We start from the raw sequence: 26,659 nt of genomic DNA on the forward strand, positions 1-26,659 counted from the left end.
CTATTATTAGGTATTTATATAGTCATTATTATTTTTTAGTTTTGTTGTAAAATCATTTTTTCTGTTGATATTTGTAAAAAAAGAATCAAAATAATTTTATCTATTTAATGAATTTTAGTTTTCTGTCTCCTGTTTCAGATTTAGTTTTAGCTCATAACGAGTTGCTTTCTTCACAGGCTTTAGGAAGAAAAATTAGGATTCACTCTACTCAAAATGGTATCCCCGATTTAGAGAATGTTGACATTGCTATATTAGGTGTTTTAGAAAATAGAAACGATGTTGACTATATAGGAGAGGAATTTCAGTTAAACGAAATTAGAAAATCTTTTTATGGTCTTTTTCCTGGAAGCTGGAATACTACTGTTGCAGATTTAGGAGATATTAACAAAGGCGAAAGTGTAGAGGATACTTATTTTGCTTTAAAGGAAGCAATTAGTGTTCTTGTAACAAAAAAAATTATTCCTGTTATCTTGGGAGGTACACAAGATCTTACTTATGCAAATTATCGTGCTTATGATAATTTAATTCCTATGGTAAATATTGTTAATGTTGACTGTAAATTTAATTTAGGAGATTCAGCAAAACCTATGAAGAATAATAGTTTTGTTGGCAAAATAATTTTAGATGAACCTTATAATCTGTTTAATTATGCCACTGTAGGCTATCAAACCTACTTTAATTCGCAAGAAGAAATAGATTTAATGGATAACTTGTATTTCGAATCTTATAGATTAGGGCAAGTGTCAAAAGATATAACCATTGTAGAACCTGTATTAAGAGATGCAAATATTGTTAGTATTGATTTAAGTTCTGTAAAGGGTGCAGAAGTTAGTTTAAATCAAAAGTATTCTCCTAATGGTTTAGATGGAAAGGAGATATGTGCTATTGCACGTTATGCAGGTATTAGTAATAAAGTATCATCTTTCGGAATATACGAATATAAGCCATCAAAAGATGATGAAATTACATCAATGCTTGTGTCTCAAATGCTCTGGTATTTTATTGAAGGCGTAAATTACAGAGTAAATGATGATGATTTTTCAGATGAAAGGTATTATCAAAAATTTATTGTTTTAGTAGAATCACAAGAATTAGTGTTTTACAAGAGCAATAAAACAGGCAGATGGTGGATTGAGATTCCTTTTTTAGCTGATGTTAATAATAAATTAAAAAGACATACGTTATTACCATGCATGCATCAAGATTATCTTGATGCGTGTAATAATAAAGTGCCAGAGCGTTGGTATAAGGCGTTTCAAAAAAATAGTGTTTAAAGAACGAATTAGGTTAAAGTGTTAATTTTATCGGTGAAAAGTGTTTTTTTTACGACGAAACGTACTTTTTTTCTATAAATAGTTGTTTTTTAAAAAATATATAAATATGTTTACGCTCTCGAAATAAAGCATAAAAAAATTAACCTCGAGTTTTCTATGGATATGAAGAAGTTTATATTATTAACCGCAGTATTAACAATACTAGCTAGTTGTGGCTCTAAAGATAGAGGCGAATTGGTTGGTGTACAAGGAAAAAAATGGCATCCAGAAAAACCTTATGGTATGGAGCTAATTCCTGGTGGTTCATTTATAATGGGTAAAGCCGATGATGACTTGGCTGGAATTCATGATGCACCTGCAAAGACAGCAACAGTTAGAGCATTTTATATGGATGCTACAGAAATTACAAATAGCGAGTATCGCCAGTTTGTTAATTGGGTTAGAGATTCTATAGTTAGAATGAAACTAGCAGTTTTAGCTGATGAAGTAGCTAAAGTACCAGAAGATGGTGGTATTGGAGAGTATGCTTTTAAAGATGCAGATACAGCAAATATGTCTGTATATGAAAAATATATGTTTGAAAACTATACCGGTTTAGGACCAACAGGTTATGAGGGTAGAAAGATAAATCATGATATTGATTTAGTTTACGATACATCAGAATATCCAGATGAATACTATGCTGAGGTTATGGACACTATGTATTTACCTTTAGAAGAATCTTATAACGGACAACGTACATGGGATGTTAAGAAATTTAAGTTTCAGTATAACTATATGGATATACAAGAAGCGGCAAAGACCAGAGGTATAAGTAGAAAAGATGCTATTAAGAAAGAAGAAATTGAAATTTATCCAGATACAACAGTATGGATAAGAGATTTTGCATATTCATACAACGAGCCTATGCACAACGATTATTTTTGGCATGACGCATATAGTGACTATCCAGTAGTTGGCGTAACTTGGAAACAAGCTAAAGCCTTTTGTGAATGGAGAACTATTAATAAAAACTCTTACCAAAAATCTAAAAAGGGAACTGCTATGGTAAACACATTTAGATTACCTAGTGAAGCTGAGTGGGAATATGCAGCTAGAGGAGGTCTTCAGGCAGCTACTTACCCATGGGGTGGTCCTTACACTAAAAGTGATAGAGGTTGTTTTATGGCAAACTTTAAACCAGTACGTGGAGATTATGCAGCAGATCAAGCTTTGTATACAGTAGAAGCAAAGTCTTATGAGCCAAATGATTATAATTTATATAATATGGCTGGTAATGTTTCTGAGTGGGTTGACGCCTCTTATGATCCTAATTCATATGAATACACATCTACAATTAATCCAAGTGTAAACGATAAAAATAATAAACGTAAAGTAGTAAGAGGTGGGTCTTGGAAAGATGTTGCTTATTTTTTACAAGTTAGTACAAGAGATTACGAATATGCAGATTCTGCAAGAAGTTTTATAGGGTTCAGAACCGTACAAGATTACATGGGGACAAAAGTAACTAAACAGTAACGAACACCTAAAGAGTATAATAAATTTAATCAAATCAATAAATAACCTATTTAATTAACCTACTTAAGTAGAAATACTTAAAATTAAAAAATCGAAAATTATGGCAAATTCAAAAGCAGGTAAGAAGTTCATGAACATGGCTTACGGATTAGGAGCGGCAATTGTAATTATTGGAGCACTTTTCAAAATCACTCATATGGAGTTTGGATTCATTACAGGTAACTTTATGTTAACCTTGGGTCTAGTAACTGAAGCAATTATTTTTGCGCTTTCAGCGTTTGAACCAGTAGACGACGAATTAGATTGGTCTTTAGTATATCCAGAATTAGCTGGAGGTCAGACTAGTAAAAAAGAAGGAAAAGAAGATGCACAAGGATTATTATCACAAAAATTAGATAACTTATTAAAAGAAGCTAAAATTGATGGTGAATTAATAGCTAGTTTAGGTGATAGTATCAAAAACTTTGAAGGTGCAGCAAAAAATATGTCTTCTACAGCTGATTCAATAGAAGCTACTAAAAAATATGGTGAAGAATTATCATTAGCAGCAGCTCAAATGGAATCATTAAATAGTTTATATAAAGTACAATTAGAAAGTGCTAACAAGCAAGCTTCAATTAACGAAGAGTCTGTTGAAAATGCAGCAAAGTTAAAAGAGCAAATGCAATCTTTAGCATCTAATTTATCTTCATTAAATGGTGTATATGGCGGTATGTTGTCTGCGATGAATAAGAACTAATTAGGGGTTAATCCCAAATTTAATATTAACCAAAAACCTAATTAGAAATGGCAGGAGGAAATTTATCACCCAGACAGAAAATGATTAATCTGATGTATTTAATATTTATAGCAATGCTAGCTTTAAATATGTCTAAAGAAGTGCTTTCAGCCTTCGGATTAATGAACGAAAAGCTTACTGAGTCTAATGAAGCAACAGAATCTAGGAATGCTAGTTTTGTAGCTAGTTTAGATGTAAAAGCTGCTGAAGAACCAGCAAAATATGGATTATTAAAATCTAAAGCAGATCAAATAGATGGATTAGCCCATAAATTTGATGGTTATTTAGAAGATTTAAAAGGAAAAATGACATCTAAACTTGATGATCCTACCGATTATGAAATTATGGATAAAGGTGATTACCTTGATGAACATTTTTTCAAAGGTGACAAGTTAAAAGATGAAGGCGAAAAGTTTTTAGCTGAAATAGCTTCGTACAGAGATGGAGTTGCATCTATATTAGAAGGAACACCAGGTATGGAAGATGTTATTAAAGATGTAAAAAAGAAATTTAATACGGATGATGTTCGTAATAGAGATAATATAAAACAAAGATGGTTAGATTATCACTATAAAGGGTTTCCTTTAGTAGCATCATTAACTAAAATGACACAATTACAAGCTGATATTAAAACAACAGAGTCTGAAGTGTTAGCTAAAATGTTACAAGGAACATTAAAAGGCGAAGTATCAATGAAGAACTATTCAACATTGATGGAAACATCTAAATCTGCTTATTTTAATGGTGAGCAGTTTGATGGAGAAATTGTATTGGGTCGTACAGATGCTTCTACTAAGCCTAATAGTGTAGAGTTAACTTTGGATGGAAGAAAATTAGTTCAGGATAAAGACTTTAGTATTGAAGGAGGAAAGGTGAAGTTGAAAGTTGGTACAGGAGGTGTTGGTGAGCATAAAATTGTTGGTAAATTAATTTTTATGCAAGATGGAGAACCAGTAGAAGTTCCTGTTAAGCAATCATTCGCTACAGTAGCTAAACCAAATGCTGCAACTATTTCTGCAGATAAAATGAATGTAGTGTATCGCGGTGTTAAAAACCCAATGACTATTTCTTTTGCTGGTATTCCAGATAATAAAGTAACAGCTAGTGCTCAAGGTTTATCTAGAGCTGGTGGTAGTAACTATGTAATGGATGCTACAAAAATTAAAGGAAGAGAAGTAACAATAAATGTTACAGGTACTTTGCCAGATGGTAAAAAAGTTGGAGATAATGCTAAATTTAGAATTAAAGATTTACCAAAACCAACTGGTACAGTAAGAGGTGAAGATGGTGCTATTAAAATGCAAAGAGGAAGTCTTAAAATCTCAACTGTTGGAGCGAAGTTTGATGATTTCGATTTTGAATTACCATTACGTGTAACAGGATTTAAATTTAAAGTTCCTGGACAGCCTACAGTAGATGTAGCAGGTAATAAATTAAATAGCAGAGCTCAAGCAATATTGACTAAAGCTAAGCGTGGATCTAGTATTACAATATTTGATATTCAAGCTAAGGCAAGTGGTGTAAGTGTAAGACTTAAAAAAGTATCACCAATTATTATTGAGCTTACAAATTAATTCATTAGGAAATGTGTCCTAATTAATAAAAGTAAATTGAGATGAAATTAAAAAGTTTTTTATTAACCGTTGTAACTGTTTGTTCAGTATCTGGTGTATTCGCACAAGCTAATATATTAAATGCTAAAAGTCCTGAGGAAATTGGGGTGAGAACAGAAGCACAAAAAGCAATCGATAACGATAAACCATTAGAATATGGTTATGTTGACGATAGAGATATTCTTTTTTCAAAAACGGTATGGGAAAAAGTCGTTTTAGATGAACGAGCAAACTTTCCGCTTTACTATCCAATAGATACGAATAATATTGGAAAAGATAGACGTTCATTGTACGATGTGCTTATGAAGAATATTAAAAGCGGTGAAATAAAAAATATCTATGATGACTCTTATTTTACTACAAAAAGAACTTTAAAGGATATTGAGTCTGCATTGACTAAAATAGATACTACCGAGCTTGGTATTGAGCAATTAAATGCTGGAGAGGAATTATCTCCAGAGTATATTGATAGAAGAGATATTACAGCTGCAGATATTACAGAGTATCATATTAGAGGGCTTTGGTATTTTGATAAGCGTCAAGCGGAAATGAAATACAGACTTATTGGTATTGCTCCTGTAGCACCAGATGTAAACTTTATTGAAGATGAAAACCCAGATTTAGTGCCTCTTTTTTGGGTGTTTTTTCCAGATGCTAGAGAAGTATTACATGAAGCTAAAGCTTTTAATAATGAAAATAGCTCAATTCCATTTTCTTTTGATCATATTTTAAATTCTAGACGTTTTCAAGGTTATATTTTTAAAGAAGAAAATGAGCAAGGAGACAGAAAGATTACTGAATATGTGTCACAAAATGCATTGATGCAATTGTTAGAATCTGAAAGAATTAAAGATAAAATTAGAGATTTTGAATTAGATATGTGGACATACTAATTCATACAAAATTTTAAAAAAGTAAAAAAGACTATCTGAAAATGATAGTCTTTTTTTTGTCATTATAATTACCTTTACGGGCATATGAATGTAGATTATATTATTGTTGGTATTGGGTTAGCTGGTATTAGTTTTTGCGAACAGTTAAAAGCTAATAACAAAAGTTTTATTGTGTTTGATGATAAATCACAACAATCATCAACTGTTGCAGGAGGCTTGTATAATCCTGTTGTTTTAAAACGTTTTACCTCTGTTTGGAAAAGTAAAGAACAGTTAGGTATTGCACTTCCCATGTATAAAAGATTGGAGGAAGTATTAAATGTTAAGTTAGATTATAAAACACCTGTATACCGAAAATTTGCATCATTAGAAGAGCAAAACGATTGGTTTGCTGCGTCCGATAAGCCTAAACTTACCGAATATCTTTCAACAGATATTATTAAAAATGAAAATGAGTCAATTACTGCGTCATTTGGTTTTGGTAAAGTTTTAAAAACAGGAAGAATAGATGTAAAAACTTTAATGAATGCTTATAAATTTGATTTATTAAAAAAGAATTTATTTTTTGAAGAATCATTTAATTATGATGATTTAAAAGTTGAAGAAGATACTATTCGATATAAAAATATAACATCGAAGTATATCGTTTTTGCAGAAGGCTTTGGCGTTGTAAAAAATCCATATTTTAATAAATTGCCTTTGGTGCCAACAAAAGGTGAGCTACTTGTAATTCATGCTCCTAAATTAAAGATTGATTATGTTTTAAAAGCTGGTGTGTTTTTAATTCCATTAGGAAACGATTTATATATTGTAGGAGCAACATACGAATGGGAAGACACCACAAATAAAACAACAGTAAAAGCAAAAGAAGAACTTTTAAGTAAATTAGATACACTTATTAGTTGCAATTACAAAGTAGTGAAACAGGTTGCTGGTATTCGTCCTACGGTTAAAGATAGGCGGCCTTTAGTAGGGCAACATCAAGATTATAAAAACATGTTTGTGTTAAATGGTTTGGGTACGCGAGGTGTTATGATTGGACCTTATGTTGCAAAGCAACTGTTTAACTATATTGAAAACGAAATTGCTTTAGAGAAAGAGATTGATATTAAACGTTTTTTGTAAAGTTTTTTATATCGTGTGTTTGCGTTAGGGATTGAAGCATTGTTGGAGCTCTCCCGATTTTTTCATCGGGAAGCGACTGCAGAAAGCCCGACCCGATAGGGGTAACGCCCAAATAAAAATTATTTTTTAGCTAAATCTTTGTTGTAATGAATAAAGAAGTTTATCCATATATTTCTTGAAAGCCTCAAAATTATTGGTAGAAAAACAATTAAAGTTAAAATAATAGACACAAAGACGATATTAATGCTAGCTTTAAAAAAATAAAATGAAATTATAAAGGCTGCTACAGCAAAGGCAATACCAACAGCGTAGCTAACATACATAGCGCCGTAAAAAAAAGAAGGTTCAATTCTGTATTTCGTTTGGCAATTACTACAGGTTTCATGCATGTCTAAAACTGAAGAAAATTTGTAAAGATTCTTGTTTTTGTACATAGATTCTTCGTGGCACTTAGGGCAAGAGCCTGTTAAAATACTATGTAATTTTGTTCCTTTTTTAAACATATTTTTAATGTATTTTTGCAATCTCAATTATAGAGCAAAAATAAGATTTTAATAATTAAAGCTCTGTAGCTTAAGTTACATTTCTATGATGAACATTCATAATTTATCGGTTTCATTCCAAGGGGAATACCTATTTGAAGATATTACATTTAAACTTGGTAATGGCGATAGAATAGGCCTTATTGGAAAAAATGGTGCTGGTAAATCTACCATGTTAAAGATTTTATCTAAAGAGATGGAGCCTGATACAGGTCAGATTGCAGCAGATAAAGAACTTAAAATTGGTTTTTTAAAGCAGGATATAGATTTTATTTTAGGAAGAACGGTCTTGGAAGAAGCCTACGAAGCTTTTATAGAGATTAAAGAATTAGAAGCTAAAATGGAAGCTGTTAATACGCAAATGGCAGAGCGTACAGATTATGAAAGTGACGGCTACCATCAATTAATGATAGATGTTAATGAGCTTCAACATCAATATGAAATTTTAGGAGGTTACAATTATCAAGGTAATACTGAAAAAATCCTTCAAGGCTTAGGTTTTAAAAGAGAAGATTTTAATAAACTTACCGATACGTTTTCTGGTGGTTGGCGTATGCGTATTGAATTGGCTAAATTATTACTTCAAGATAACGATATTTTACTTTTAGATGAGCCAACAAACCATTTAGATATCGAATCTATTATTTGGTTAGAAGGGTTTTTAAAAGGGTATACAGGAGCCGTAGCGATAGTATCGCACGATAAAATGTTTTTAGATAATGTAACCAATAGAACCATTGAGATTTCGTTAGGAAGGATTTATGATTACCCTAAACCATACTCAAAATACTTGGTGCTTAGAGAAGAATTGAGAACGCAGCAGTTGGCATCTCAAAAAAATCAGCAAAAGCAAATTGAACAAACAGAAAAGCTGATTGAGAAGTTTAGAGCTAAAGCTTCTAAAGCTACTATGGCGCAATCGCTTATTAAGAAATTAGATAAAATTGATAGAATTGAGGTTGATGAAGATGATAATAGTGTGATGACACTTAACTTCCCGGTGTCTATTACTCCAGGAAAGGTTGTTGTTGAAACCGAAAACGTGTCAAAAAATTATGGTGATAATCAGGTTTTAGAAAATATAGATTTACTTATTGAGCGAGATACCAAAACGGCATTTGTTGGACAAAACGGACAAGGAAAATCTACTTTAGCTAAGATTTTTGTTGGAGATATTAAGTATGATGGCCTTTTAAAGCTAGGACATAATGTACAGGTTGGATATTTTGCTCAAAATCAAGCAGAGTATTTAGATGGGAGTAAAACGGTATTAGACACCATGATTGATGCCGCTAATGAAACGAATAGAAGTAAAGTAAGAGATATATTAGGATCGTTTTTGTTTAGAGGAGAAGAAGCAGATAAATATGTGCGTGTGCTTTCTGGAGGTGAACGTAACCGTTTAGCATTAGCTAAATTAATGCTTCAACCATTTAATGTTTTAATAATGGATGAGCCAACAAATCACTTAGATATAAAATCTAAAAATGTTTTAAAAGAAGCATTAATACGATTTGAAGGTACTTTAATTTTAGTTTCTCACGATCGTGATTTTTTACAAGGATTAACTAGTAGTGTTTACGAATTTAAAGATCATAAAGTAAAAGAGTATTTAGGGGATATTGATTATTATTTAGAGCAACGTAAAGTTGAAAATTTACGTGAAGTTGAAAAAAGAACGGTTGTAAAGAAAGAAGCTCCTAAAGAAAAGAAACAACAATCTTACGAAGATCAAAAAAAGATCAAATCTTTAAATAATAAATTGAGTAATGTTGAGTCTAAAATAAATGACTTAGAGCGAGAATTAAAAGCTATAGATGTATCGCTTGAGATTAATTATGAAGAAGTTTCGTCTCAACCAAATTTCTTTGATAATTATCAAAAAAAGAAAGCAGATTTACAAGTTTTTATGCAAAAATGGGAAGACATTCAACTGGAAATTGAGCAGTTGGTCGATTAGTAATTGTTAAAATTTAATGCATTTCATCGAATAAAATGGTTTTTAGTCTGCATCTAGAGTATCTTCGCTTAAGAATTAATCCCAAATTTATTCAAAATGAAAAACTTAAAACTTATAGCTGTATTTTTCTTTGTTACAGTATACTCTTTTGCAAACGTATCTTCAAATGATAAAGATGCCTTAATTGCATTATATAATGCTACTAATGGTGCCGAGTGGAACTCTACTTGGGACTTAAATACTTCAATTGATACATGGTATGGTGTTAAAATTGAAAATAATAAGGTTGTTGAAATTAATTTGCAGTTCAATAACTTACAAGGAACTTTACCACAAGAAATAGGAAGCTTAGTTAGTTTAAGAAAGATTAATCTAGGTTTTAACAAATTAGAAGGAACTATTCCTTCGTCTATAAAGAATTTAAAAGAATTAACATCTTTAGAATTATTTATGAATAGACTTGAAGGCCATATTCCTTCAGAATTAGGTGAATTAAAAAAATTAGAAGCTTTAAAATTATATAGTAATAAGTTCGAAGGAAATATTCCTCAATCTTTAATGGGGCTAACCAATTTAAAAGAACTTTTATTAGGAAGTAATTTTTTAACAGGAACTATTCCAAATGATATTTATGTTTTATCTAAACTAGAAAAACTTAGTTTGATGGATAATAAATTAGAAGGAGAGATTCCAGTAGAAATTGCTCAATTAACTAATTTAGAAGAGTTAATTTTATCTACTAATAAGCTTACTGGTGATTTACCATTAGAGTTTATGAATTTATCTAATTTAAATACTATCATGGTTAGTGATAATAATTTAAATCAAGAGTACATAAGTGTTTCAGGTAAAAACCCTCCTACTTTAATGATGACTGAAATGCAGAATGCTACTGCAACAATGGATATTGAAAAAGAATAATTTAGTAAAGTTTTATAAATTTAGTTGAAGAAAGCAGATAGCATATAATGTCTATCTGCTTTTTTATTTTAAGCTATATTTTATATGTTCTTATTGTTGGGAAAGTATCTACGTGTTACTTGATAGTTCAATTTGTAACCCAATAAAAGCAAAAATTAAGTTTATTAATTTGGAATTAGTACATTTTCAGGTAGATAACATTTAACTATAATATTTTATAAATTTATGTTTGTAGAAACCTAAAAATGATTGTATATTTGCAGTCCGAAATAATTTGGTCGGTATTATGAGCCGAAAGTTAAAAGCTAAGTAAGTTGTTTTAGGAATTATATCGCGGGATAGAGCAGTAGGTAGCTCGTCGGGCTCATAACCCGAAGGTCACTGGTTCGAGTCCAGTTCCCGCTACTAGAAAAACCAAGCCTTTCAAGAAATTGAAAGGCTTTTTTTTATTTCTCTGTACAGCATGTGTACAACAAATTGAAGGATCAAGGGATCAAGTCCAAAACTTGAGGGATTTTAGATTAGGCAAAAATTGAAGTAAGTCTAAAGAGAAAATATACGTTCCTAACGCCTCTAAATTGTGCTCTAAAAGCCTTTATTTTGGCATTTAAGGATTCAGCAGAGGCATTAGTACTTCGGTTATCAAAATAGTAGAGTATATTCTTATAGTGTATTGACGAATCAAGACCAAAAGTTGTGTTTTAGCAAAAAGTCTAATTAATCTTAAAAGAAAGAGTTCTACATTTTTACACCTTTAAAGGCTTTTGTCTTTGCGTTGAATTTTATCCTAGCAATTACTTTAATTAAAAAGAAGTCGAAGACTAAATAATTTTGCTATTATTTTGGAAAGCAACTATAAAGTGGTTTATTGTATTTGCTAATCTATAGTAGCTTTTAAAATATTTAAGTTTTAAGACAATATGACTATAAACAGTAAACGTGAAATATCTTTTTCGATGTTTAACAATCAAATTTTGAAAATTTCGAAACCATTTTTTTATTTTTTCATACTATTTATTTTAAGTATAAATCTGTGCAATAGTCAATCACAATCTGTATTTAAAAAAATCAATCAATCTTCAGGGTTATCCAATGAAGGGATTATTTGTTTAGAAAAAGAAAAAGATGGATTTGTATGGATTGGAACTAGAAATGGATTAAATAGATATGATGGATTAGGAGTAAGAGTTTATAATAAAAAAAATAGTAATCTTAATTCTAATGATATTTCAGATTTATTAATTGATAAAAAGAATAGGCTTTGGATTACAACTCTTGGCGGTGGGCTAAATTATTATAATGCAGATAAAGATTCTTTTGAAGTTTTTAAATCAAATGTAAATGAACCAAATTCCCTGCTGTCAAATCATATAACAACGGCTATTGAAGATTCTAAAGGTCAAATTTGGTTAGGAACAGAAAAGGGGCTGTGTAAATTAGACCCGGAAACTAAAAAGTTTACGTCGTATACCCATCAGTTAAATGCAAATCAATCTAAAAGGAGCAATAGTATTACTAGTATTTATGAAGATAAAAATGGTGATTTATGGATTGGTACTTTTGGTAAAGGCTTGTTTGTTTTTGATATAATTGAAGAGAAGTTTCAACAAATAATTTCTGAACAAACTCAAATTTCAGATTTCATATATACCATTTCAGCTTTAAATTCAGATAAAATTTTAATAGGAACAAATGGAAGTGGGTTGTTATTAGTTGATATAGCAACATTGAAGTTATCAGATTTTTTCAAAGAAAACCTATCTCTAAAACAAGAAATAAATATTGTTCGTTCTATAAAAAAAGACAGTAAAGATAATTTATGGATTGGTACCGACGGTAATGGTGTTTTCGAGATTCAATACCCAAATGGAAAGCAACCAATAGTTCACAATTATTTGTATAATGCTCAATTAGAATCGTCACTTTCTGGAAATGCTATTTATGAGATTATGGAAGATGATGATGCTAATATTTGGTTTGGTACAGCGTGGAACGGAATAAGTATTCTAGATAAAAAGCATACAAATGAAACTTTATATAGTGATATAGTTGGACTAAATCCATCACCAGTATTATCCATTTACAAAAATAATACTAAGCTTTATCTTGGGCTTGATGGTGAAGGTTTAACGGTTTACAATACTGATTCGGAAAAGGTTAAATACTATAATAAAAAAAAGAATTATTCATCTATTAAAGCGAATTACATTCAGAAAATAATAGAAACCAAAAACGGAGATGTTTGGTTAGGCACTTTTTCAAATGGATTGATAAAGTTTAATGAACAAAGGAATGAAACCCTTCAGTATAAACATGAGTTTAACAATACCAACTCTATCAGTTTTGATGATGTAAGAGATATTATAGAAGACAAGAATAATAATTTATGGCTTGCTACTTGGGGAGGCGGTATAAATTATTTTAATCCTACTGATGAATCTTTTATAAATTATAGAGAAAATACGAAAGCTTTAAATAGTGATAATGTTATTGATTTAGAGCCTGATGGAGATAAATTATGGATCGCTACTTTTGGTGGTGGCTTAAATGTTTTTGATACAAAAACTAAAACGTCCAATTTTTATACACATAAAGAGCAAGATTCTACAACATTAAGTAGTAATAACATTTTTTCATTATTTAAAGATTCAAAAAACTATTTATGGATTGGCACTTTTGGTGAAGGCATCAATCGAATGAACCTGCAAACCAACCAAATTGAACGTTTTGAAAATATTGAAGAAATAAAATACTTTACAATTACTGGTATTATTGAAGATGATAATCAAACTATTTGGTTTAGTACAAAACAAGGTGTCATCAATTATAGTTATCAAACAAATAAATTTAATTCCTTTCCTAATCTAACTGGCGAATTTCATATTAATTCCATTTTTAAAGACGAACAAGGGTTGCTTTATTTTGGAGGAATGAATGATGTTTTAAAGATTAATCCTAAAACTGTAAAAATAAATAGAACACAACCAAAGGTTAAAATAACAAGTTTTAAATTATTCAATAAAGAGGTTAAAATAGAAGAACATGGTGTTTTAGAAAAGAATATAATCTTAGAAGATGAAATTACACTTAAACACAATCAAGATGTTTTAACCTTTGAATTTTCTGCATTACAATTTCCATTTTCAAATACTTGCGAATATGCAATTAAAATGGAAAATTTTGACGAAACGTGGCGGTATATTGGGAAGGATAGAACGGCAACCTATACTAATTTGTCTCCAGGAAATTACATATTTAAAGTAAAGAGTAAAGAAATAGGCAGTAATTGGGGAGACTCATATACTTCCGTCGATATACATATTTTAAACCCTTATTGGCTAAAATGGGGGGCATTTTTAATTTATGGTGCCATATTAATATTTTTATTTTATTTATTTAGAAAATATACTATTGGTTGGGAACGCATGAAATCTAATTTAGAATTCGAAAAACTGAACCATGAAAAAGATAATGAGCTTTATAATTTAAAACAGCAATTTTTTACTAATATTTCACATGAAATTAGAACGCCTGTAACGCTTATATTAAGTTCTATTAACCGATTATTTGATAAGGGTGGTGTATTAGAAAAAAAGCATGCAAATGCGGCTCATGTAATTAAAAAAAGTAGTGATAATTTATTGCAATTAGTAAATGAATTATTAGATATTAGAAAGTTAGAAACTAATGAAATGCAATTACGAGTTACTAAAGAAGAGTTTGTTTCGTATTGTAAAGAAATATTTTTATCGTTTTCAGAGATTGCTTTAGATAGAAATATTGAATATACTTTTGAAGCTGAAACTGATAAGATTGAATTGTGGTTTGACAAAAATCAGTTAGAAAAGGTTATCTATAATATATTAACCAACGCTTTTAAATTCACAAAAAATAAAGGAGAAGTTCAAGTTAAAATAGAGCATAATAAAAGCCATGTATATGTTTTTATTAAAGATTCAGGTATTGGTATGACAGATGTGTTTTTATCAAAAATATTTAATCGCTTTTATCAAGAAAAAGTTGCTGAAACAATAGAAAAACCAGGTTTTGGTCTTGGATTATCAATTTCTAAAGAAATTATAAACCTTCACAAAGGAGATATTAATGTTGAAAGTAAAAAAGGAGTAGGGAGTACATTTGAAGTTAAATTGCTTAAGGATAAAAAACACTTTTCTAATAATGTTATTATAATTGAAGATGATTTTGAATCTAGTTATAAAGAGGATAAAAAAACAAAAGCTCTAAAAACAGAAAAGTCTAATACAAAAAAAGCGAGCATATTAATTGTAGAAGATAACATAGAAATACAAAATTATTTAAAGGAAATATTGATTGATGATTATATCGTGTTACAAGCTTCGAATGGAGAAGAAGGTATGGCACGTGCAATAGATACGTTTCCAGATTTAATAATTAGTGATATTATGATGCCAATAATGGATGGTCTAGAATTCACTAAAAAGATGAAATTAAATTCTAATACAAGTCATATTCCTATCGTGCTTCTAACAGCAAGAACGACTCCAAAAAACAAAATGGAAGGATTTGAAACTGGAGCAGATGAATATATAACAAAACCTTTTGATGAAGATTTACTTAAAACGAGAATAAGTAATTTATTAAACAATAGAAAACGACTTAAAAATAAGTTTAAAAACGAAAGTATACTATCGCCTAACGAATTAGCTATTAATTCTGTAGATCAAGTATTTCTAGAAAAACTATATAAAGTTATAAATAGCAATTTAGAAACAAATAATTTAAAAGCAGAAATCATTTCAAAAGAGATTGGGATGAGCCATTCTGTTATGTATAAAAAAATTAAAGCACTAACAGGAATGTCTTATATTACTTTTGTTAGAGAATATAGATTATCCATTGCTAAACAATTAATAGAAGAGCTTGGTTATTCGGTATCCGAAGCTTGTTTTAAAGTCGGGTATTCCGATCGAAAATATTTTAGCAAACTTTTTAAACAAAAATTTAACGCCAATCCTTCAGAATTCATCAACAATAAAGACGCTTAATTGTAGATTTGATATTTTAGTCTCTAAAAACAGAAAAATAACGAGTTTCACACCTCTTCCTGATGAAACTGACCCACCTTCTTTTTTAGTTATATAAGTTACTTACACCTAGCTTAAGCCTTAAATAAGCTGCAACATAAACTTTACTAAACTAATTAAAGAATGAATAGAAAATTAATGAAAAGCTTAAGCTTTTCAATACAAAAACTATATTGTTTTGGGGCGTTTTTTTTGATACCAATGGTTTTTTTTGGACAAAACATAATTGTTAAAGGGACTATTACAGAAGCTTCAACAATATCTCCATTACCAGGAGTAAACATAATAGTTAAAGGTACCAATAATGGTGTTACAACAGATTTTGATGGTAATTATGAGATTGCAACCCAAAAAGGAGATGTTTTAGTTTACTCTTTTATTGGATATGTTACTATAGAAAAAACGGTAGCAAATAGCATTATTAATGTTTCAATGCAAGAAAATGCAGAGAGCTTAAACGAAATAGTGTTAATTGGATATGGATCGACAAGAAAAAAAGATTTAACAGGTTCTATTACACAAATTGATTCAAAAGAATTTCAAAAAGGGTTTGTTACTAATGCAGAACAGCTTATCGCAAATAAAGTTCCAGGTGTACAAATAACTCCTATTAGTGGTAAACCTGGTGCCGGAAGTTCTTTTTTACTAAGAGGAGGTGCTTCTTTAAGCGCTTCTAACACACCTTTGTTTGTTATTGATGGTGTTCCAATTGGTTTATCAGATGGACCAGGTGTATTAAGTGCCTTAAATCCAGATGATATTGCATCCTTTACGGTGTTAAAAGATGCATCAGCAGCTGCTATTTATGGTTCAAGAGGATCTAATGGTGTTATAATTATTACAACAAAAAAAGGTAAAACAGGAGATTTAAAGATTTCATTTACATCAAAATTATCTGTTTCAACAAATGTGTTTAATCAAGATGTAATAACAGGTGATCAATATAGAGCTATTGCCGAAAAAGCGTCTTTAGTTTCTGGTGTCCCAATAGCAGATTTTAATTTGGGCACAGCAAATACCAATTGGCAAGATGAAATTTTTAAAAACGCTTTAACTACCGATCATTCTATAAGTTTAAGTGGAGGAATTAAAAATCTTCCTTATAGGCTTTCATTAGGTCACTTAGATCAAGATGGAACATTAAAAACAGGAAACTTTAAAAGAAATACAGTTACAATAAACTTAAGTCCAACGTTTTTTGACAATCATCTTAAAATTAATTTGAATGTAAAAGGGATTAGTCAAGATGAAAGGAAAGCAGACGAATCTTCAATTTATACGGCAGTAAATTTTGACCCGACTCAATCTGTAAGAGATGAAAACTCTATTTATGGAGGTTATTGGCAGTATGAAGAATTTGCTTCAAATCCAGCTGTTTTACACGGTCATAACAATCCTGTTTCAAAATTAGACCAGGTTAATGACAAAGTAAAAAATATGCGAAGTATTGGGAATATTCAAATAGATTACAAACTACATTTTTTTCCAGATTTAAGCGTGAAAATAAATACAGGCTATGATATAGCGAAAAGCAAATGGAATTATTTTGTGCCAGCTAATCATTTCCCAGCAAATATATCTAATGGTGTTGTTTCTAAAGGAGATCCAGGATCTGAAACAAAAAATGTATTTTCTGAAATTACATTAAACTACTTAAAAGATATTGAATCTATTAAAAGTAGAATTAACATATTAGCAGGATATGGATATAATGATTTTAAAACAACCAATTATTTTTATCCAACCTATGATGTTGATGGGGCCATCCAAACAGGATCTTCACCAAATTTTGATTTTGATATTCCCCAAAACACATTGATATCATACTTTGGTAGGTTAATCTATACTTTAAATGATAAATATGTTCTTACCGGTACGATTAGAACAGATGGGTCTTCTAGATTTTCTAAAAACAACCGTTGGGGTGTATTTCCTTCTGCTTCTTTAGCATGGAAAATTAGTGATGAAAATTTCTTAAAAGAATCTAAGACTATTTCAGATTTAAAATTTAGAATAGGGTATGGAATAACAGGTCAACAAAATGGTATTGGAAACTATGGTTATATTCCTACATATAATTTAGGGTCTTCTAGTATTAGTTACCCTATTGGTAATGATTTTGTACAAGGAGTAAATCCTAGTGCTACAGATAGGAATAGAAAATGGGAGCAATCAATTACTTCTAATGCAGGTTTAGATTGGGGTTTATTCAATAACCGATTATCTGGTAGTTTTGATGTGTACTACAGAGAAACAGAAGATTTATTAAATCAAATAACTATTCCTTCAGGAACAGATTTTGCTAATAGTATTGTGAAAAATATAGGTAGCTTAGAAAATAAAGGCTTTGAAATAAAAGTGAATGCGACTCCAATTCAAAAAACTGATTTTAGTTGGAATTTAGGTTTTAACTATAGTTATAATGAAAATAAAATCACAAAATTATCTGAAGGTGATGATTCTGGTACAGGATTATTTAGTAGTAACATTTTGGTAAACACTGTTGGTTATACAAGAAACACATTCTTTTTATATCACCAAGTATACGATACAAATGGGAACCCCATAGAGGATCAAATGGTCGATATAAATAATGATGGAGCAATAAATGAAAAAGATAGATATAGAACAAAAAGCTCAACGCCTAAGCATATTATGGGTTTTAATACAACTTTTAATTATAAAAAGTTAGCCTTAAGCATGGCATTCCATTCTAATTTAGGCCAGTATGTGTTTTTTAAACCGTCAGACAATTTATCTTCTGTTTATAATGGCATATTCCGAAGTAATATACATCAGTCTTACTTTGATACTAATTTTACTCAAAGTGGAAATAACAATCAAAATTTTAGCGATTATTATTTACAGAATGCATCCTTTTTAAAAATGGATAACATAAACCTAAGTTATGATCTTGGAAATTTATTAAAAGGAAAAAAGAATCCAATAAATTTAATTGTGTCAGCATCAGTTCAAAATGTTTTCACCATAACAGGTTTTACAGGAGGAGATCCTGAAGCTGCATGGAATTATGGAAATAGCAGTGGTGGCAGTTATACAGCACCTAGAACATTCTCTACATCTTTAAAATTTAATTTTTAAAACATGCACAAAATGAAAACACAAATATTAAATATTAAATATTTGGGAATTATTATAATCTCTTTATTATTCGCTTCTTGTACAGATGATTTAGATAGATTTCCAACCAATGCATTAACAAACGATGATCAATTTAGCACCATTGAAGGTTATAAACAAGGACTTATTGGTACATATTTACAATTATCTGGATCAAATAATTTTTTCTATAGGGGCTATTGGGAATTACAGGAACTTACCACAGATGAAGCTGTAAATACATGGAATAGCCATAAAACTACTGAATTAAATTGGTCTTCAGACCACCCAGAATCATCAGATGCTTATACAAGTGGATTGTACTTAATTACTTTATGCAATAATTTTATTATTGAAGCATCACCAGATGTGTTAGATCAAAGAGGGTTCTCTGAAACAGATAAAACTGAGATTGCAACTTTTTTAGCAGAAGTCAGATATATACGTGCCTATGCATATTGGATGTTGTTAGATTTATACGGTAATCCTTCTTTTCCAACTGTAGAAACATTGCTAAATAGCGAAGTGCCAAATCAAATAAAACAAGCAGATTTATTTGATTTTATTGAATCAGAATTAAAAACTATCGACGGATTATTGGTAACACCAAGATCTAATGAATATGGACGTGCAGATAATGCTGCTGTTTGGTCTTTGTTAGCGCGCCTATATTTGAATGCTGAAGTATATAGAGGGGAAGATCGTTATAGTGATGCAATTACTTATAGTAAAAAAGTAATTGAGGCAGGCTATTCTTTAGAGTCTAACCATGAATGGTTAATGCTTGGAGATAATCATCAAAATACAAACGAGTTTATTTTTACATTCAATTTTGATAATGGAAATGTAGAATCTTGGGGAACTACAAATGTATATGCTCTTGGTGCATCTGGAGTACCTGCTGAAATTAATGGAATGAGTGCTAGTTGGAACCTTTATAGAGTAACACCTTCTATACCTGCTTTGTTCCCAAGTAACGACCCGAGTATAGATCATAGAGCTGTTTTTTGGACAGAAAATGATGAATCTAGTAGAACATTAGATATCGAATCTTTATCAAACTCAAAACAGGGGTATTCTATTTATAAATACAGAAATGTAGATAGATCTGGTAATAGCATAACTCAAAATAACACTTATAATAATTTAAGCGATATAGATTTTCCTGTGTTTAGATTAGCAGAAATGTATTTAATATATACGGAAGCAGTATTACGAGGTGGTGCAGGAGGAGACGTGTCTTCAGCTTTAGCATATGTAAACAAAATTAGAGGTAGAGCTTATGATAATGATCCTAATAGTTCACTCGGCAATATTAATCAATCAGAACTTACATTAGACTTCATACTAGATGAAAAAGCACGTGAATTTATGTGGGAAGGCTACAGAAGAACAGATCTAATAAGGTATAACAGATTTACTTCTGCAGATTATTTATGGGCTTGGAAAGGTGGAGTAAAACAAGGAGCTGCTGTAGATAGTAAATATAAACTATTTCCAATTCCAATTTCAGATATACTATCAAACCCAAACTTAACTCAAAACCCAGGTTACTAACTTTAAAACTAAATTAAAATGAAAAATATAATTTATTCAATATTATCTGTCAGTGTCATGATTTTGTTTACAAATTGTGATGAAGAAACCAGTGAAATATTTATTGCAGATTTAAGCTCAGAAGAGATTGCTTTTCAAAATTCTTTTGCTAGTGAATATATATTATCAGAAGAAACTAAAGACAATATTGCAGATCGTTTTATTTGGAATGCAACAACTCTAGGTGTTAATAATACTTATGAAGTTCAAGCGGCAATTGACGCACCATTTACAAGTCCAATATCAATAGGTACAACTAACGAAACTAATTATCCTGTGTTAATTAGTCAATTATTAGGTTTAGCGAATCAATTAGAATTAGATGATGATCCGGTTACTACAGATGTTGCTGGTAACCCGAATAATATAGGTGTTATCTATTTTAGAGTGAAATCTATTATTGGTAATGGAGGGGCTGGTACTGATGAAATTATATCAGATACTCAAAGTATTAGCATTAAATTAATTGAAAAGGTTGAAGCAACTACTGAGTGTGATCCACTTTGGTTAGTTGGAGATGCAATAGTTGATGCAGGATGGAATTTCAGTATTACTTCAACTTGTGATGCTAATGTTCAAAGAACTAAAGTGTCAATTACAAATGGGATATTTAGGTTTTTTCAAACAGATGGCGATTGGGGTTCAGATTTAGACTATGTGTATTATGAAACTGAAGGCTATACTATTGATTCAAATTTTGAAAATGGAGGAGGAAATGATGATAATTTTAAATTTATAGGTACTCCTGGAATCTATGAATTAGTAATAGATGATAATGAAAAAACAATTGTGTTAAATCCATCAGGATCGCTTTGGGCTGTTGGCGATGCCACTCCAGGCGGATGGGATTTTTCAGGAGGAGAAACAGAATTTGTAGAAATAAGTCCTGATGTTTGGCAAGCTAGTATAACATTGTCGAATGGAATATTCAGGTTTTTCCAAACACAAGGAGAATGGGATACTAATAATAATTACACTTATTATGAAACGGAAGGGTTTACTATTGATGCCAATTTTGAAAATGATGGAAGCGAAGATGCCAACTTTAAATTTACAGGAACTCCAGGTGCTTACACCTTAACTATTGATGCTGTCAATAAAACAATCGTTTTAAATTAATAATTCTATTTGTAAAGGAGGAGTAAACGGAACCTATTACTTCTTCTAATAACATATTAAATTCTTTACTAACTATTAAAACAATTATATTATGAAAACAAAATTACTTTTTTTACTTCTATGTGTTTCTGTTGCGTTTAACGGGGTGGCACAATCAATTAGTGTAACTTCAATTAATTCTAATCCTGCCGAAGTAGATGGAGATGTTACTCTTAATATCACGTATAGTACAGATAATGCAAATGATATTATTTATATTGGTATGGAGCTAAAAAACTCTGACGGTAGTTGGGCAGCTACAATAGCTGAAGGTTTTATTAACCCTGTAGGAGTTAGCGGAACAGATATTGCAACCTCATCAACTATAACAATACCAGCTACTACTACACCAAGTGCCGATTTAACAGATGGTCAATATTATGATATTAAAGTAGAACTTAATGCCGAAGCATGGGCAGGTTTGTTAGCTGGAGATTATCCAACAATAACATTAGCAGCTTCAGGAACATTAGCCGTTAAGTGGTTTAGTGATGAGACGTTTTCTATTTACCCAAATCCAGTTTCAGAAGAATTAAATATTAAAGCTAGTAATTCTGCTTCACAATATAAATCGTATGTAATAACTAATGTTTTAGGTAAGATTGTAGCTAAAAAAAGTAACTCTAAAAATATAGAATTAATAAACGTTTCAAGCTTATCTAAAGGATTGTATTTTTTACAACTTGATAGTTTAAAACCAATTAAATTTTTGAAACAATAATCTCTTTAAATAGGTTAAGAAAACAATATAACTTTATTCGATAAATAGTTATATTGTTCTTTGATTATACAAAGACTTTTAAATTATAATAATTATATAGAAAACCTTGTTTTATAGGTTTTAATAGAAAATATGAAAAAAAAATTGAAGGATTTTCGATTAATTTTATTGCTATTGTTTATATCTTATGTTAGTTATTCTCAAAATGCTACATTTTCAAAAGGCGGTGATGTAAGTTGGTTACCGCAAATGGAAGCTACCGGATATGAGTTTTATGATGTTGATGGTACATCTAAAGATTGCTTACAACTTCTTAAAGATAGAGGATTGAATACCATTCGCTTGCGAGTGTGGGTTGATCCTTCGGATGATAAAGCAAATGGACATTGTAGTCCAGTAGAAACGGTTGTAATGGCTGTTAGAGCACAGGAATTGGGAATGCGGGTTATGATTGATTTTCATTATAGCGATTCTTGGGCTGATCCTGGAAAACAAACAAAGCCAGCAGCTTGGGCTAACCATTCCTTTACAGAATTACTAGATGATGTTTATAATCACACTTTTGATGTGTTGAATGCGTTAAAAACGGCAGGAGTAACACCAGAATGGGTTCAGATAGGAAACGAAATTCCTAGTGGCATGTTATGGCCAGAAGGAAGAACCTCTAATTGGAGTCAACTTGCCCAATTATTAAATAAAGGTTACGATGCTACTAAAGCAATAGATTCATCAATAAAAGTCATTGTTCATATTGATCAAGGAAATGATAATGGACGGTTTAGATATTTCTTTGATAATGCCACATCAAATAACGTAAAATATGATGTTATTGGTCTTTCTTATTATCCGTATTGGTTAGGAACCGATTATACAGAAACAATTGCAGATTTACAATACAACCTAAACGACATGGTTTCTAGATATGGAAAAGAAGTGATGATTGTAGAAGTTGGTGGAGATTATACTTTGGTTCAAAACACTTATAATATGTTAACAGCTGTCATTGCAGCCGTAAAGAATGTACCAAATGAAAAAGGATTAGGTGTCATTTATTGGGAACCACAAGGTGCAAAAAGTTGGAGCGGTTATCAATTAAATGCATGGCAAGATAATGGAAGACCTTCCCTTGCATTAGATGCTTTTAAAGAAGAAGGAAGTATCGTTATAGAGCAAGTTGAAATTGATGGTTTTTCTGCTAATCCTGTTGAACAAGGTAGTAATGTAACAGCGAATTTAACTTATACAGCAAACGAAGCTACAGATTATTTTTATGTTGGACTATTTAAAAGAAACTCAAGTGGTGATTGGCTAGAGTCTATTGCAGAAAGTACAGGGAATCAATTTTTGATACCATCAACGGGTAGTGATATTACAACTTCTGTATCACTTGCAATACCTTTAAATACAATACCAAGTGCAGATTTAACGAATGGGGACTATTATGATCTTTCTGTTGAACTTTGGACAGAAAGTTGGGGTGCAAAATTAGGTTCAGATATTTCTTCTGTATTAACTATTGCAGCATCAGGAACATTAAGTATTGATAAAAAAAAAACACCAAAAAAAATAAAAATATACCCAAATCCAGTTGGTAATATTATAAATATTCAAAATTCGAATGATGAGATCATCAAATCATTGAAAATCACGGATATTTTAGGAAAAGCTGTTTTTGTTGATGTTAAAGCAGTGGGTAGAAATACTATTGATGTTTCTAATTTAAGTTCAGGCATATACATCTTATCAATAAAAACAGAAGATAGAATTCAGCAGGTAAAATTTATAAAAGAATAAATATAACTTTGCAATGAAGTTTTACTTCTAAAACTAACCATTCAAACAATTAATGCATGAATAAAATGAATCCTAGCTCGCTAATATGTTTTTTATGTACTGCTATATTTACTTCATTATTAAGTTGTTCACAAACAGAATCCTCTAAAGAAAATAGAACAGTAACTATTTTAGACTCCGATTGGAAATTTCAAAAAGGAGATTTAGAACATGCTTTTGAAATAAGCTTTGATGACACGACTTGGGAAACTGTTAATGTGCCTCATGATTGGGCTATTTATGGTCCGTTTGATAAAGAAATAGATAAGCAAAGTACTGCAATTATTCAAAATGGTGAAAAAGTTGCAACAGAAAAAACAGGACGAACAGGTGCATTACCCCATATAGGAACAGCTTGGTACAGAAAAACATTCACCATTTCTGAATTTAAAGAAGGTAAAAAAGCTATTATTCTTTTTGAAGGCGCTATGGCGGAACCACAAGTGTATTTAAATGGCAAGAAAATTGGAGAATGGGGGTATGGTTACAGTTATTTCTATTTTGATATTACTAAGGATTTATTGGTTGATAAAGAAAACATACTTGCTGTAAAATTATCAAATGAAGCATTTTCATCTCGTTGGTATCCGGGAGCTGGTTTATATCGTAATGTAAGTGTCATTGTTACCAATAATACTCGTTTTAACCAATGGGGAACATTTATTACAACACCTACAATTACCAAAGATGTAGCAACTGTAAATATTAAATCGAAAATAACCGGAGAAAATGTTTCTATTATAACTAAAATAGTAGATTCAGATAATAATGAAGTTACATCTTTAAAAACTAATACATCTTTTGAAAATCAATTTGATCAAAATATAGAAGTTAAAAATCCAAAACTTTGGAGTCCAGAAACCCCTTATTTATACACAGCAAAAATGCAATTGTATGAAGGGAATGTTTTAAAAGATGAAATAACGCAACGTTTCGGAATAAGAGAAATAAAATATGAAGCACACAAAGGCTTTAGTTTAAATGGAAAAGTTAGAAAATTTAAAGGAGTTTGTTTGCATCATGATTTAGGACCTTTAGGTACAGCAATTAATAAAGCCGCATTACGAAGGCAACTAACCATTTTGAAAGATATGGGGTGTGATGCTATTCGTAGTTCTCATAATATGCCTTCTTTTGAGCAATTAGAATTATGTGACGAAATGGGATTCATGTTTTTAGCAGAAAGCTTTGACGAATGGGCAAAACCTAAAGTAAAGAATGGATATAACAGATTTTTTGAAGACTATGCTGAAAAAGATGTCGTTAATTTAGTAAGAGCAACAAGAAACCACCCATCCATTGTTATGTGGAGTTCGGGTAACGAAGTTCCAGATCAGTGGGGGAAAGAAGGCGTGAAACGCGCACAGTGGCTGCAAGATATTTTTCATAGAGAAGATCCAACAAGACCAGTTACAGTAGGTATGGATCAAGTAAAAGCGACTATGGCATCTGGTTTTGGTTCACTATTAGATATACCAGGACTTAATTATCGCGTGCATTTATATGAGGAAGCTTATAATACTTTTCCACAGGGGGTTATTTTAGGATCAGAAACAGCCTCTACCGTTAGTTCTAGAGGGATTTATAAATTCCCCGTTGTTCAAGAAAAAAATAAGCAATATGATGATTTTCAGAGCTCTTCTTACGATTTAGAAGCCTGTAGTTGGTCTAATGTGCCTGATGAAGATTTTGTTTTACAAGACGATAAACCTTGGGTAATAGGCGAATTTGTATGGACAGGTTTTGATTATTTAGGAGAACCAACACCTTACGACGAAAGTTGGCCATCACGAAGTTCGTATTTTGGAATTTCAGATTTAGCAGGACTTCCAAAAGATCGTTTTTATTTGTATAGAAGCCGATGGAATACAAAAGAAGAAACCTTACATGTTTTACCTCATTGGAATTGGGAAGGTAGAGAAGGAGAAACAACACCTGTTTTTGTATATACAAATTATAATAGTGCAGAGCTTTTTATAAATGGAAAAAGTATGGGGGTTCAAAAAAAGAATACGTCCACACCACAAAATAGATATCGTTTAATGTGGATGGATGTTAAATATGAACCGGGAACATTAAAAGTGATCGCTTTCGATGATGAAGGAAAACCCGTAGCTGAAAAGGAAATACATACTGCAGGAAAACCTTATAAAATAGTGCTTAATCCAGATAGAAAAATAATAAAAGCAGATGGAAAAGACTTGTCTTTTGTTGAGGTTTCTCTTGTTGATAAGCATGGTATTCCCTGTCCAACAGCAACAAATAAATTAAAATTTGAAGTTAAAGGAGAAGGAACTTACAGAGCTGCTTGTAATGGTGATGCAACTTCCTTAGAAATGTTCCATTTACCAAGAATGAAACTGTTTAGCGGAAAATTAGTAGTGTTAGTTCAATCTTCAAATGAACCAGGAACTATTAAATTATCGGTTACAGGTAATGGGTTGAAAAAAGCAAGTTTGAAATTAAAATCATTAGATTAAGTTTTTTTACTCGATTTTGTTTTAGCGTAAACAATTGTCAGTCAGGTGATTATGTGTGTAT

The 26,659-nt window shown here is 30.8% G+C and carries 17 protein-coding genes and 1 tRNA gene; 16 read left to right on the top strand and 2 right to left on the bottom strand.

The window, feature by feature from the left end:
* The first annotated feature begins 107 nt into the window (after positions 1-107).
* The 6 genes from ACH5TX_RS09775 to ACH5TX_RS09800 all read left to right on the top strand — a co-directional run bounded on the left by ACH5TX_RS09775 (position 108) and on the right by ACH5TX_RS09800 (position 7,201).
* Entirely contained in the window at positions 108-1,274 is a 1,167-nt protein-coding gene (locus tag ACH5TX_RS09775) for a formimidoylglutamase (protein ID WP_439339317.1), read from the top strand.
* 162 nt (positions 1,275-1,436) lie between these two features.
* Positions 1,437-2,792, top strand: coding sequence for a T9SS ring complex lipoprotein PorK/GldK (gene porK, locus ACH5TX_RS09780; RefSeq protein ID WP_439339318.1), 1,356 nt, complete (start codon positions 1,437-1,439; stop codon positions 2,790-2,792).
* Between the two features lie 100 nt (positions 2,793-2,892).
* Positions 2,893-3,531 (top strand): type IX secretion system motor protein PorL/GldL, encoded by a 639-nt coding sequence (gene porL, locus ACH5TX_RS09785; RefSeq protein ID WP_439339319.1) that lies wholly within the window; start codon positions 2,893-2,895, stop codon positions 3,529-3,531.
* Positions 3,532-3,578: 47 nt separating this feature from the next.
* The gene (gene porM, locus ACH5TX_RS09790) at positions 3,579-5,144 is read left to right on the top strand and encodes a type IX secretion system motor protein PorM/GldM (protein ID WP_439339320.1); all 1,566 of its coding nucleotides are present in this window, start codon (positions 3,579-3,581) and stop codon (positions 5,142-5,144) included.
* 41 nt (positions 5,145-5,185) lie between these two features.
* Positions 5,186-6,076: a type IX secretion system ring subunit PorN/GldN gene (gene porN, locus ACH5TX_RS09795; protein ID WP_439339321.1), complete on the top strand. Its 891-nt coding sequence runs from the start codon at positions 5,186-5,188 to the stop codon at positions 6,074-6,076.
* Positions 6,077-6,160: 84 nt separating this feature from the next.
* Positions 6,161-7,201 carry an NAD(P)/FAD-dependent oxidoreductase gene (locus ACH5TX_RS09800; RefSeq protein WP_439339322.1) on the top strand — a complete coding sequence of 347 codons (1,041 nt, stop codon included), beginning with the start codon at positions 6,161-6,163 and terminating at the stop codon, positions 7,199-7,201.
* A gap of 119 nt (positions 7,202-7,320) precedes the next feature.
* Here the strand turns inward: ACH5TX_RS09800 and ACH5TX_RS09805 are convergent, their stop codons facing one another.
* Complete coding sequence (locus ACH5TX_RS09805; RefSeq protein ID WP_439339323.1) at positions 7,321-7,704, bottom strand: DUF983 domain-containing protein; 384 nt, start codon at positions 7,702-7,704, stop codon at positions 7,321-7,323.
* 85 nt (positions 7,705-7,789) lie between these two features.
* On the opposite strand from ACH5TX_RS09805, the gene ACH5TX_RS09810 reads away from it, so the two are divergent.
* From ACH5TX_RS09810 to ACH5TX_RS09820, 3 genes are all read left to right on the top strand, one after another.
* Complete coding sequence (locus ACH5TX_RS09810) at positions 7,790-9,703, top strand: ABC-F family ATP-binding cassette domain-containing protein (RefSeq protein WP_439339324.1); 1,914 nt, start codon at positions 7,790-7,792, stop codon at positions 9,701-9,703.
* 96 nt (positions 9,704-9,799) lie between these two features.
* A complete protein-coding gene (locus tag ACH5TX_RS09815; protein ID WP_439339325.1) occupies positions 9,800-10,624 on the top strand; it encodes a Two component regulator three Y domain protein in 825 nt (274 codons plus the stop codon).
* Between the two features lie 332 nt (positions 10,625-10,956).
* Positions 10,957-11,029, top strand: a tRNA-Met gene (locus ACH5TX_RS09820).
* A gap of 116 nt (positions 11,030-11,145) precedes the next feature.
* On the opposite strand, the gene ACH5TX_RS09825 is transcribed toward ACH5TX_RS09820, so the two are convergent.
* Positions 11,146-11,298 carry a transposase gene (locus tag ACH5TX_RS09825; protein ID WP_439339431.1) on the bottom strand — a complete coding sequence of 51 codons (153 nt, stop codon included), beginning with the start codon at positions 11,296-11,298 and terminating at the stop codon, positions 11,146-11,148.
* A gap of 300 nt (positions 11,299-11,598) precedes the next feature.
* Here ACH5TX_RS09825 and ACH5TX_RS09830 point away from each other — a divergent pair, with 300 nt between their 5' ends.
* The 7 genes from ACH5TX_RS09830 (at position 11,599) to ACH5TX_RS09860 (ending at position 26,598) form a co-directional block, all read left to right on the top strand.
* Entirely contained in the window at positions 11,599-15,651 is a 4,053-nt protein-coding gene (locus ACH5TX_RS09830; RefSeq protein ID WP_439339326.1) for a hybrid sensor histidine kinase/response regulator transcription factor, read from the top strand.
* A gap of 162 nt (positions 15,652-15,813) precedes the next feature.
* Entirely contained in the window at positions 15,814-18,792 is a 2,979-nt protein-coding gene (locus ACH5TX_RS09835; protein ID WP_439339327.1) for a SusC/RagA family TonB-linked outer membrane protein, read from the top strand.
* A 12-nt stretch (positions 18,793-18,804) separates the two neighbouring features.
* On the top strand, positions 18,805-20,367 hold the full coding sequence (locus ACH5TX_RS09840) for a RagB/SusD family nutrient uptake outer membrane protein (protein WP_439339328.1): 1,563 nt from the start codon (positions 18,805-18,807) through the stop codon (positions 20,365-20,367).
* A gap of 18 nt (positions 20,368-20,385) precedes the next feature.
* Complete coding sequence (locus tag ACH5TX_RS09845; RefSeq protein ID WP_439339329.1) at positions 20,386-21,525, top strand: SusE domain-containing protein; 1,140 nt, start codon at positions 20,386-20,388, stop codon at positions 21,523-21,525.
* A gap of 91 nt (positions 21,526-21,616) precedes the next feature.
* Positions 21,617-22,285 (top strand): T9SS type A sorting domain-containing protein, encoded by a 669-nt coding sequence (locus ACH5TX_RS09850; protein WP_439339330.1) that lies wholly within the window; start codon positions 21,617-21,619, stop codon positions 22,283-22,285.
* Positions 22,286-22,417: 132 nt separating this feature from the next.
* Complete coding sequence (locus ACH5TX_RS09855; protein WP_439339331.1) at positions 22,418-24,079, top strand: glycosyl hydrolase 53 family protein; 1,662 nt, start codon at positions 22,418-22,420, stop codon at positions 24,077-24,079.
* A gap of 56 nt (positions 24,080-24,135) precedes the next feature.
* Positions 24,136-26,598 (top strand): DUF4982 domain-containing protein, encoded by a 2,463-nt coding sequence (locus tag ACH5TX_RS09860; protein ID WP_439339332.1) that lies wholly within the window; start codon positions 24,136-24,138, stop codon positions 26,596-26,598.
* Positions 26,599-26,659: the final 61 nt, after the last annotated feature.

It is taken from the genome of Thalassobellus citreus (genome assembly GCF_044385915.1).
In the GTDB taxonomy this organism is placed as follows: domain Bacteria; phylum Bacteroidota; class Bacteroidia; order Flavobacteriales; family Flavobacteriaceae; genus Thalassobellus; species Thalassobellus citreus.